This is a genomic window from Bradyrhizobium cajani (genome assembly GCF_009759665.1).
In the GTDB taxonomy this organism is placed as follows: Bacteria; Pseudomonadota; Alphaproteobacteria; order Rhizobiales; family Xanthobacteraceae; genus Bradyrhizobium; species Bradyrhizobium cajani.
In genome coordinates this window covers 1-10,746 of the sequence record NZ_WQNE01000071.1, presented here as the reverse complement: position 1 = coordinate 10,746, position 10,746 = coordinate 1, and the positions used below count along the sequence as shown (strand labels likewise).

10 protein-coding genes are annotated in these 10,746 nt (G+C 64.2%); 6 read left to right on the top strand and 4 right to left on the bottom strand.

Annotated features, from left to right (window positions below):
• Positions 1-45: 45 nt before the first annotated feature.
• The 3 genes from GPL20_RS38150 to GPL20_RS38140 all read right to left on the bottom strand — a co-directional run bounded on the left by GPL20_RS38150 (position 46) and on the right by GPL20_RS38140 (position 3,029).
• Positions 46-669, bottom strand: a complete 624-nt coding sequence (locus tag GPL20_RS38150) for a transglutaminase-like cysteine peptidase (RefSeq protein ID WP_167533391.1) — start codon at positions 667-669, stop codon at positions 46-48.
• A gap of 331 nt (positions 670-1,000) precedes the next feature.
• Positions 1,001-1,612, bottom strand: a complete 612-nt coding sequence (locus GPL20_RS38145) for a PilZ domain-containing protein (RefSeq protein WP_026312634.1) — start codon at positions 1,610-1,612, stop codon at positions 1,001-1,003.
• A gap of 175 nt (positions 1,613-1,787) precedes the next feature.
• Positions 1,788-3,029 (bottom strand): MFS transporter, encoded by a 1,242-nt coding sequence (locus tag GPL20_RS38140; protein WP_256557344.1) that lies wholly within the window; start codon positions 3,027-3,029, stop codon positions 1,788-1,790.
• Between the two features lie 520 nt (positions 3,030-3,549).
• Here GPL20_RS38140 and GPL20_RS38135 point away from each other — a divergent pair.
• The 5 genes from GPL20_RS38135 (at position 3,550) to GPL20_RS38115 (ending at position 8,092) form a co-directional block, all read left to right on the top strand.
• Positions 3,550-4,701: a zinc-binding dehydrogenase gene (locus GPL20_RS38135; RefSeq protein ID WP_157337832.1), complete on the top strand. Its 1,152-nt coding sequence runs from the start codon at positions 3,550-3,552 to the stop codon at positions 4,699-4,701.
• Between the two features lie 3 nt (positions 4,702-4,704).
• Positions 4,705-5,187, top strand: coding sequence for a DUF5680 domain-containing protein (locus tag GPL20_RS38130; RefSeq protein WP_157337830.1), 483 nt, complete (start codon positions 4,705-4,707; stop codon positions 5,185-5,187).
• 113 nt (positions 5,188-5,300) lie between these two features.
• Positions 5,301-7,046 carry a serine hydrolase gene (locus GPL20_RS38125; RefSeq protein ID WP_157337828.1) on the top strand — a complete coding sequence of 582 codons (1,746 nt, stop codon included), beginning with the start codon at positions 5,301-5,303 and terminating at the stop codon, positions 7,044-7,046.
• 8 nt (positions 7,047-7,054) lie between these two features.
• Positions 7,055-7,468, top strand: a complete 414-nt coding sequence (locus tag GPL20_RS38120; protein ID WP_157337838.1) for a VOC family protein — start codon at positions 7,055-7,057, stop codon at positions 7,466-7,468.
• A gap of 111 nt (positions 7,469-7,579) precedes the next feature.
• A complete protein-coding gene (locus tag GPL20_RS38115; protein WP_373568195.1) occupies positions 7,580-8,092 on the top strand; it encodes a hypothetical protein in 513 nt (170 codons plus the stop codon).
• A 17-nt stretch (positions 8,093-8,109) separates the two neighbouring features.
• Here the strand turns inward: GPL20_RS38115 and GPL20_RS38110 are convergent, their stop codons facing one another.
• Positions 8,110-8,463, bottom strand: coding sequence for a cupin domain-containing protein (locus GPL20_RS38110; protein WP_157337824.1), 354 nt, complete (start codon positions 8,461-8,463; stop codon positions 8,110-8,112).
• A gap of 256 nt (positions 8,464-8,719) precedes the next feature.
• On the opposite strand from GPL20_RS38110, the gene GPL20_RS38105 reads away from it, so the two are divergent.
• Positions 8,720-10,669 carry a DEAD/DEAH box helicase gene (locus GPL20_RS38105; protein WP_254125075.1) on the top strand — a complete coding sequence of 650 codons (1,950 nt, stop codon included), beginning with the start codon at positions 8,720-8,722 and terminating at the stop codon, positions 10,667-10,669.
• Positions 10,670-10,746: the final 77 nt, after the last annotated feature.

Sequence of the window (10,746 nt, the reverse complement as noted above, 5' to 3'; positions counted from 1 at the left end):
GGGTGGGGATGTGACCGGGTCGCGTAACTCGTTGTCTCGTTCCTGCTAATCTCTCGCGCTGGCGGTGGAGACCGCCGGCTTGGTATCGCCCAGCGAGACCCAGACGTTGGGATCGCTCTGCGACTGGCGCTTGACGAAGCGATAGCCGGTCTCCGTCCAGGCGACGACGCTCTCGTTCTGATTGTCGAGAACGAACTCGCCCTTGTCGGTCTTCACCGTCAGCACCGCGTGCCCTTCGCCTTTCTTGTCGCGCACGACGGTGATGAGCAGGGCCTCGCGCGGCCATCCGGCATCGATCAGCATCTTGCGCTTCAACAGCACATAGTCTTCGCAGTCGCCGTAACCGTCCGTCGGCAGCGACCATTTCTCGATCACGCCCCAGTGCTCCTGGTCGGTCAAAGGCTTCACGGTCTCGTTGACCCAGCGATTGACCTTGACGAGGTCGCGCCATGCCGTCTGCGACATCACGATGTCGCGCGGCTGCGTCGCCCCGCCCTGGCATTGGGCAGTATTCTCGGCACAGAACTCGACCCAGCCGATCGGCGCACGCGTGGTGTCGCCGAGGCTCGCGTAGAGCAGGCGACCTTCGCCGGCCTGCGCTGCCGCGCTGATCCCCAAGAGCATGGCGGCCAGCGCCAGTCCCTTCCCCCGTCCCCTGAAGTCAAACATTGCGGCCCCCGTTTCTTGTTGGGACCACATTTCGCACGGAGCTTTTGAGTTGCCGCTAAGTCAGCCAAGTCAAGTCGAGACGAATACAAGTAAAAGTCGCGGGAAATTCGATCTATACTTGAGTAAAACTCGCATAAAATTTGAAATGACTGCAATTGATTCAAATTTTATCGATTAACGCGGAAACGCTGGCGGAACCGTTGTTTGCGCGCAGGTGCGCCCCTTGCATTAACTTGCGTGGGGCCGGTCGCAGCGCACGAAAAAGGCGGCGTCCGCATCGCGGAGGCCGCCTTCGAGGCTGAAAAAACGGGAGTTTTGGCGAGCTTGCGCTTTACCGTGCGGTAACGCTCTCTTCGAGTGTTTCGGCCGGCTGCTCGTGCATGAACTCCAGCGCGAAGCCGTCCTCGAGGTTGCGGACCACGCGGCCCTGGACCCGGCCGAGCAGAACCGTCGATTTCAGCGGCGGCCGGTTCTCCGCGGCGATCGCCGCGCCCGACAGCGACAGGTCGATGATGCGGCACGTCATCTTGGTGCCGTCCTCGAGCGTCAGCACCGCGATCGGGTTGCGCGGCACGATACGGTCGTGGCGGCGGTCCTCCGGCAGGTTGAGGATGTCGCGGTTGGCGAGCCAGGTCAGCTGGGCGGCGAGCTTGTCGCGCTTGCGGGGCGTCGCGCCGATCGTCATGGCGAAGCCATTGTCGATGATGCGGGTGATCTTGCCCTCGACCCGGCCGATATGGTCGAGATAGGCGACCACGCGGTCGCCGACATTGCCGATGCCGGGGGCCAGCAGCGCCAGCCCGCCCGGCGACATATTGATCACCTGGCAGGGGAATTCACGGCGGTCCGGCAGCATGTAGCGGCCGAGCAGGTGCACTTTCACCCGCTGGAAACGCCGACGCTCCTCGGCGGCCGGAAGAAATTTTTTGTTCGCCAACGCCATTTTCAACACCCGACCCCCCGCCCGGGCGGAGTCCGGCACGACCCTAAGGTGTGTAGGGTTAATGCCGCGTTAGGATCGGGTGCGGCGATTGCGGACAGAAACAATGCGTTCGAAAAGCCACATCAAGGGCGGGCAGGCGAGGCCCACCGGGCGCGCCCCGGCGGGGCGGGACCGGTCAAGCCGTTCGTACCCGCCGCCGATACAATATAAGAAGTAGCGCCAGCAGCAGCGCGGCCGAGAGCCCGAGCGACCAGTGTATGCCGATGGCCGCGCCGAACAGCCCCACGGTGATGCCGCTGAAGGCCCGCATCCCGAGCCCGGCCATATTATAAAGACCGACGACGCGGCCGCGGATCTCGGGCGGCGCATTCAGCTGCACCAGCGCCTGCGCCATGGTGTTGAACGACAGCTCGAAGAAGCCCGCAAAGAACAGCAGCGCGATTGCAACCGGATAGATCCGCACCAAAGCGAAGCCGAGCAGCGCCACGCTCCAGAGCATCGCGAGCATGATCGCGGTGCGCGGCGTGCCCTTCAGCCGCCCCCAGGATTCCAGCGCGATGCCGGCGAGCAGCGCGCCGGCCGCGTCGGCGGCGAGCAGCACGCTGTAGGAGACGCCGGGATCGCCATGGCCGAGATCGCCGGCAAAGCCCGGCATCTGGGCGTGATAGGCGTTGCCGATCATGAAGGAGGTGAGGCCGGCGAGCCAGGTCATCGCCGATAGCACCGGCTGGGTGCCGATGGCGCGGATGGTCAGCAGGATGTCTGCAAGCCCGCGCACGGCGAAGCGCCGCACCGCCACGCTCTTGTCGCGCATCGGCGCCCGGAACAGCCAGAGCAGCATCGGCAGATAGAACAGCGTGTTGAAGATGATGCCGTGCGAGGTGCCGAGCGTCAGCATGATGATTCCGCCGACCGCCGGTCCGACCAGGATGCCGAGATAGCGCGCCATCGCGTTCAGCCGTACCGCGCTGGGCAAATCGGCGGGGCCGACGAGCTCGTAGAGCAGAAGCTGGTTCGGCGTCTGCCACAACACGCCGGCGCAGCCGTGGATCACCAGCAGCAGCATCGCGTGCCACATCTGGATCGTATCGGTGATGAAGAAGAAGCCCCACCCGGCGGATGCGACGATGAACAGCAACATGCCGCACTGGATGATGCGGCGCGGATCGAACCGGTCGGCCAGGCCACCGACCGCGACCGAGAACAGCAGGAACGGCAGCCAGTGCGACAGCACTGCGAAACCGGCCAGCGCCGGCGAATGGAATTTCTGGAACACCACCCAATAGCTGATCACATGCTCGATATTGTCAGCCATCATCGCCAGCACGTAAGAGGCGAACTGGAGGCGGTAGGGCACCGACTTCATCGCCGCGAACGAGCCGGTCGCGACCACGGGATTTTGAGGGAGGGGGTTCAAGCGATCACCAGGGCAGGACTTGAACCGTCCCTACACGGTCGCGATCTGTCGCTCAAGACACTTAGGTCTTATATGCAGAGGCCGTCAAACTGAAGTGGCCTACGGAATCATGTCATGAATTGTCAGTAGGAAAGGGTTGGCCGTTTCTCCTCGCCGGACGAGCTGCAGCGCTTCTTGAAATGGATGGATGAGCAGATCGTCGGCGGAATGGCCAAGGAACTCGATGCGCCGGCTGATCGACAGGTCATCGCAGGCGAACGATGGTTTAAGCACATATCGTCAGGTGCGTGTTGGCGGCTTGTTCCTGCCGATGGCCCAATTGGCTCCTGGATTCTGGCCACTCGAAAATTAGGCCTGTAGCCCGGATGGAGCGTAAGCGTAATCCGGGACCGCCGGTCCCGCATTCCGCTCTGCTCCATGCGGGCTACAAGACGCCGGCTTGGCACGACCGCGCATCTCACATACGCTTCGCTTCGCCCCGCACCAATCAACATAACAAGCGGGCATCGAGGAAACAGCCATGGAATCCATCCGCGTCTGCACCCATGCAGGGCCGGGCTCGGAGCCCGTCATCCGCACCGTGCCTTGGCCGAAGGTCGGCAAAAAGGCCGCGCTGATCAAGGTCGGCGCCTGCGGCGTCTGCGGCACCGATCTGCACATCCTCAAAGGACATTGGCCGAAGCCGCTGCCCTGGCCGTTCACGCTCGGTCACGAGCTCGGCGGTGTCATCGTCGAATGCGGCGAGGAATTCACCGAAGATTTCATGAGCAAGCCGCTGACGGTCGGCTCGAAGGTGATGATCCCGCCGCTGATGCCCTGCGGCCGCTGCTATTACTGCATCCATTATCCTGAGACCGCCAACAAGTGCCTGACGCCGGTCTATTACGGCCGCTATCTCGGCTTCGACAAGGCGCCGCACATGTGGGGCGGCTGGGCCGAATATGTCTATGTCGACCTCGACATGCTGCCGGGCACCAAGATCTACAAGCTGCCCGACGACATGTCGCTGCGCCTCGGCGCACTGTCCGAGCCGCTGACGTCCTGCATCCGTGCCTTCAACCGTGCGAGCCGCGCCGGCGGCTTCACCTGGGGCGACACGGTGGTGATCCAGGGCTCGGGCCCGATCGGCATTCTGGCGGTCGCAGCCGCAAAGGAGATGGGAGCAGGGCGGGTGATCTGCGTCGGGGCGCCGGAGGAGCCGCGGCTCAAGCTGGCGCGTGAGTTCGGCGCGGAGGCCACGGTGAACATCGAAGACCTGAAGTCGCCACAGGATCGCATCGCGCGCGTGCGCGAGATCGTAGGCCATTTCGGCGCCGATCTCGTGATGGATTGCTCGGGCCATCCCAGCGCAGGCCCGGAAGGCATCGAGATGCTGCGCGACGGCGGCACCTATGTGGAGATGGGCCAGTTCACCGATGCCGGCTCGATCGACACGTCATGGCACCGCATCTGCACCAAGGACCTCAACGTGCTGGGATCCTGGGGCTTTACCGGCAACGATCTGCCGCTCGGCGTCGACATGCTCTATCGTACCCGCGACAAATATCCGTGGCTGAAGATGCAGACGATCTATCCGTTCACGGAAGCGGGCGTCGCGCAGGCGGTCAAGGACGCGATGGCGATGAAGACCGTGAAGTCCACCATCGTGCCGTGGCCGGAATTGGTGGAATAGAAGATGGCGTCGATCCCGCACGATCTCGCGGCGTTCCTGGTCGAAGCCAAGCGGCGCACCTATGCAGGCCTCGACGACGAGGCGACCGTGGCGAGGCCGCTGCTCGCCGGCTCAAAACAGCTCGAGCACCGCGCGCCGCCCTATGCCTATCGCGATATCTATTTTGGCATGGGATTTTTCGCCGGGCAGGAGACGGTGTCGCGGGATGATCGCGTCATCTGGTCGATGAGCTACAGCGGCGGCGCCCACGCGGAGATCACGGACCGGGACAGCTTTCTCGCGATCTACAAATTCCTCCGCCAGGCGCTGCTGGGTGTATGCGTCGAAGAGCCCTATCGGGGACCGCGCCTGTTCGAGCAGGCGGGCATGGTCTACCGCAACGAGGTCGAAGGCACCCTCGATCGCTTCCATGGCGTCGAGACGATTGTGCGACATGGTGGCGCGCCGCTGTACGAGCTGCGCTACAGTGGCGGCCTGCTGCGATAAGTCTCCCGGTTCTCGCGACCCAGGCTTCAATTCTTTGCGAAGACGTTCGCCGCGCACTTCCATTTGACGTTGATGCGGTTAGCCTGTGCACCTCGCAAGCATGACCGGGTGCCATGAACATATCTGCCGACATCCCAAATTCCTCGCTCGCGTCTCTCATTCCCGACATCGATCGGCTCGCCGCGGAAGCAATGGCCGTCTGGAAGGTGCCGGGCGCCGCGCTCGCCATCGTCCAGGATGGCGCGGTCGTGCTCACACGCACCTATGGCCAGCGCGACGTTGAGGCCGATCTGCCGGTGACGCCACGCACCCAGTTTGTGATCTGCTCGATCACGAAATCCTTCACGGCAACGGCGATCGCTCTCCTGCATAATGAGGGCCTGCTCGATTGGGCCAAGCCGGTGCGCGACTATCTTCCGGAGTTTCGGCTGCATGACGCGATCGCCACCGAGCGCGTCACCATCCGCGACCTGCTGACCCATCAATCGGGGCTGCCGCGGCACGACTGGCTTCATGTGCCCGGCGACCTTGCGCCCGCCGAAATGCTGCCGCTCATGCGACACCTGGAATTGAGCCGCGATATCCGCGCCAGCTGGCAATACAACAACCTCTGCTACAACGTCGCCGGTCTCCTGATCGAGCGGCTGAGCGGCAAGAGTTTTGAAGCTTTTGTGCGGGAGCGCCTGACGGACCGACTCGGCATGACGGTTGGCTTCTCGCTGGACGAGCTCGAAGCCGCGGGCGAGGCGGCGCGCCCCTACATGATCCATATCGACACGCGGCTGCTGGCCCCGCGCCTGCCGATCCGGACCACGGCTGCGGGCGCGATCAACACCTCAGTGGCCGACCTCGCCAACTGGATGTGCCTGCATCTTGGCAAGGGCGAGTTTGGCGACGAACACCTGCTGCCAACTGCTCTGGTGGAGCAGTTACATGCGCCGTTGGCGCATGTCGGGAAGTCGGAGTTTTCCGAGTTTGGCCACGGCCACTATGCGTTGGGTTTTCAGTCCAACACTTATTGCGGGGAGCGCCTGATATGGCACGGCGGCGGCTGGACCGGCTGGGGCTCTCTGATGACGCTGGTGCCGGACGCCGGCATCGGGGTTGCCGTGCTCACCAATCGCAGTCCGAGCGCAGTGCCGCAGATCCTGACATGGTACATTGTCGACCGGTTGCGCGGGCGCGAGCCCGTGGACTGGTTCGCGCGCTTCCACAAGATCCATGATGACTACATCGCACATATTCCGGCCGACAAGGAGGCGCGGGAGAAAGCACGCCGCAAGGATACGCAGCCCGCGCATGCGCTGTCCGCCTATGCCGCCGACTATGCGCATCCGGCCTATGGCGTGATGTCGATCCGCATGCAGGATGACGCGCTGCATTGGTCGTGGCGCGGCATGAACGCGCCGCTCGCGCACCGGCATTTCGAGACGTTCGTGACGCCTGAGGTCGTCGACCGACTTCTGCCCGACAATCTTCCCATCACGTTCCACACCGATCGCGACGGCAATATCGTGCATCTGTCCACGCCGTTGGAGCCGATGGTCCGGGATATCGTGTTCGAGCGGCGCGCTGCCGGCGATTGTACGGACCCTGCGTTTCGCGCGCGCTGCGCCGGGCATTTCAAGGGCGGCGGCGTGAACCTTCACGTGACTCTCGACGCTGATGGGCGCCTGATTCTGAAGGTCGACTTCCAGCCGGCCTATCGCCTCGAGCCGCAGCAAGGCCGCAGGTTTCGCATCGTCGAGCTGGACGGTTTTGCGGTCGAGTTTCGCGGAGAAGGCGGCGAAATTGATCAGCTCGTCTCTCACCAGCCGAACGGCGTTTTCGTCGCTGACCGTATGGTGGATTCGGAGTGATACCGCCGATGGAGCCGCAGCCGAACCAGCCGCGCTCGCCCTTCAACGCCACTCGCGCGATCGACTATACCGTCATCTTCGTGCGCGACATGGCCGCGATGCGCAGCTTCTACGAGGACGTTCTCGCCTTTCCGCTGCTGCGCGAGCTTTCGCCGAACTGGATCGAATACAGCCTGGGCAGCAATACGCTGGCCCTTGCGAAGCCGAGCCGCACCGCCTCCGACGCGCCGATCCCGTCCGGCAGCGCATCGCTGCAGCTGGCCTTCAAGGTGTCGGCAGCCGAAGTCGATGCATGCGCCGACGAACTGGTGCGGCAGGGTGTGGCGTTGTTGTCGCCGCCGACGAACCAGTCGTTTGGACATCGGACGCTGTTCTTCCGCGACCCCGACGGCAATCTTTTGGAGGTCTATGCCGAGATCTGAGGGCATGGAGCCGGCCGCCGCCCAAAAAGTTCCATCGGGAATCCGCGAACTATTCACGCCGAGGCGAAACTTAGGCCCAAGTTCCCGCTTTCACTTCGCGGGAGAGTCATGGTGAAGCGCATCGTGAAACCAGTCACGTACGTCCTGGCCGCCGTCTACTTCCTGGTGGACGCGGTCTTCATGACCGTGGCGAGGCCGATTTCGCGCTGGGTTGAGCGACATCTCGTATTCGAGCGACTACGAAGCTGGATCAGGTCGCTGCCGCCTTATCCCTCGCTCGCCCTGTTTTCCGTCCCCGTGATCATTCTGGAGCCGGTCAAGCCGGTGGCGGCCTATCTCGCCGCAACCGGTCAGGTTCTGAGCGGGGCCGTGACCCTCATCGTCGGCGAATTGCTCAAGCTTGTGCTGGTCGAACGCCTGTTCCATCTCACGCGTGACAAGCTGATGAGGATTCCGGCTTTCGCCTGGGTGTACGGAAAGTTCGTCGAGGTGAGGGCGTGGATCGAGGCGACCGAAGCCTGGCGCGTCGTCCGCGCCTTGAGCCGCGCGGCGCGAGACCGCGTGGCGCGGGCAAGAGCAACGCTGATCGGGGCCTTCAGCAAGCTGGCGACCTCCAGGGATTAGGCCTGGCGAATTGGCCGCTATGCGAGCTTGCGCGTTGCGGCCGTCGCCTTGTCGCCCGTGTTCGGCGTGCCGGTCGGCTCGATGAGCAGGAGATGAACCTCCTCGCGTGCCACCGGGCGATGCTCGACGCCTTTGGGCACGACATAGAGCTCGCCCGGACCGAGCGTCACGGTGCGATCCCGCAATTCGATGTCCAAGATGCCTTTCAGGACAAGAAAGAAGTCGTCGGTGTCGTCGTGCTTGTGCCAGGTGAATTCGCCCTTCACCTTGACGACCATCACGTCGCAATCATTGAAGGTCGTGATCGTGCGCGGCGACCAGAAATCGGCGAAGGTCGCGAGCTTGTCGGCCAGCGAAATCTTGTCGGTCATGTTGCCCCCGTGTCTTGCTCTCTCGTGGGCAGGATCTGCGCTTCAGGTTAGGCGAGGTGGCCGCAAAAAGCCTGTGCAACCTTCAGGCGCGGCTCTCTCCATAAAGCCATGCATCACAGGCATGGTGATTTCCGAGCGCTTGGCGTAAAGAGCGCCCAGATCAAATCCCGCGTGCGGCCGGGCGTCTGCCGCGCACGCAGCTCAGGTCCGCCCGCTCACTGTTTGCGCGCCTGAATTAACCAAGGTTCTCCATCTCGTGTCTTTTCCGGCCCTAACCCCGCCGCTCGCCCGAGCTTTGGCCGAGCGGAACTATGATTCACCGACCCCTGTTCAGCTCGCCGTGCTCGCGATCGAGGCCGCCGAGCGGGACCTGCTGGTTTCGGCCCAGACCGGCTCCGGCAAGACCCTCGCTTATGGTCTGGCCATGGCCAGGGATCTGTTGGACGATGCCGAGCGGTTCGAGCAGGCCGGCGCACCGCTCGCTCTGATCGTGGCGCCGACCCGCGAACTCGCGCTTCAGGTCCAGCGCGAACTGGCCTGGCTCTATGGGCATGCCGGCGGACGCGTCGTCTCCTGTGTCGGCGGGATGGATCCGCGGCGCGAGCAGCGCGAGCTTGCCGCCGGTGCCCACATCGTCGTCGGCACACCGGGACGGCTGTGCGATCATTTGCGCCGCGGCCGTCTCGACATCTCCGAATTGACGGCGGTCGTCCTCGACGAGGCCGACGAGATGCTCAATCTCGGCTTTCGCGAGGACATGGAGTTCATCCTCGAGACCACGCCGGAGACGCGCCGCACCCTGCTGTTCTCGGCGACGTTCCCGCGCGGCATCGTCGCACTCGCCAGGCAGTATCAGCGCGACGCATTCCGGATCGAGGTTGCCGGCGACGAAGGAGGCCACGCCGATATCGAGTATCGCGCGATCCGGATTGCCCCCGGCGATGTCGAGCATGCGGTCGTCAACGTATTGCGGTTCCACGAGGCGCCGAGCGCGCTGGTGTTTTGCAGCACGCGCGATGCCGTCAGGCATTTGCAGGCGGCGCTGCTGGAGCGCGGCTTCGCCGTGGTCGCCCTGTCGGGCGAATTGACCCAGAATGAGCGCACCCTGGCACTCCAGTCGTTGCGGGACGGACGCGCCCGCGTGTGCGTCGCAACCGACGTCGCCGCTCGCGGCATCGACCTGCCGAGCCTCGACCTCGTCATCCATGCCGACCTCCCAAACGACGCCGAGGTCATGCAGCATCGCTCGGGCCGCACCGGGCGCGCGGGACGAAAGGGCACAAGCGTCCTCCTGGTGCCGCCGGCACGGCGGCGGCGGGCCGAGCTGCTGCTCAATCTCTCGGGAATCGACGCGGTCTGGGGCACGGCGCCGCAGGCGGATGAGATCCGCAAGCTCGATCACGACCGCATGAAGGACGTGCTGTTCACCGAGGAGACGACGTCCGACGATCTGGCGCTGGCACAGGCCTTGCTCGCCGAGCGGTCGGCTGAGGACATCGCTGCGGCGCTGGCGCGGCTCTATCGCGCGCGGCTGCCGTCGCCCGAAGACATCATGGATCCCGGCGAGCGAGCCGGCCGGCCGCGCGACGAGCGCGGGCGCGACAGGTTTCAGGGCGAGGGCGGTGACGATCGTCCCGGCAAGCCCCGATCGAAATCAGGGAAGGCTTCGTCGAAACACGGCATGGCGGAGGGGAGCGTCTGGTTCCGCGCTGCCATCGGGCGGCGCAAGAACGCGGAGGCGCGCTGGCTGCTGCCGATGATCTGCCGCCGCGGCGGCATCGACAAGCGCGACATCGGCGCCATCAAGATTATGGACACCACCACCGAGTTCGAGATCTCCGAGCGGGTCGCGGATTCCTTTGCTGCCAAGGTCAAGCGTCCGGACAAGGAAGACAGCATCCGCATCGAACCGATGGCGGATGTACCGCAGCGGCAGGCGGCTTCGGAGGAACGATCACACGCGCCCCGGCGCGAGAGCGGCGACAGCGATCATCGCGAACGTCGCGACGATCACGCGCGCGATGCGGGTGGATTCAAGCCGCGCGGCAAGGCGCTCGGCGAGCGCGGGGCGAGATTTGACGATGCGCCTTCGTTCGGAAAGAAAAAGAAGCACAAGACCAAGCCAGGCCACGCAGAGCCGTCGGTCACGCCGTGGCCCGTGAAGGGCGCGCCGGGAAAGAAGCCGAAGAAGAAGCGTCGCGGCTGAACTTCTGGGTTCAGCGCAAACAGCGATGATGCCGCTGCACCGGCGGCATCATCTGAAGAGTCGGGTGTGAGTTCAGC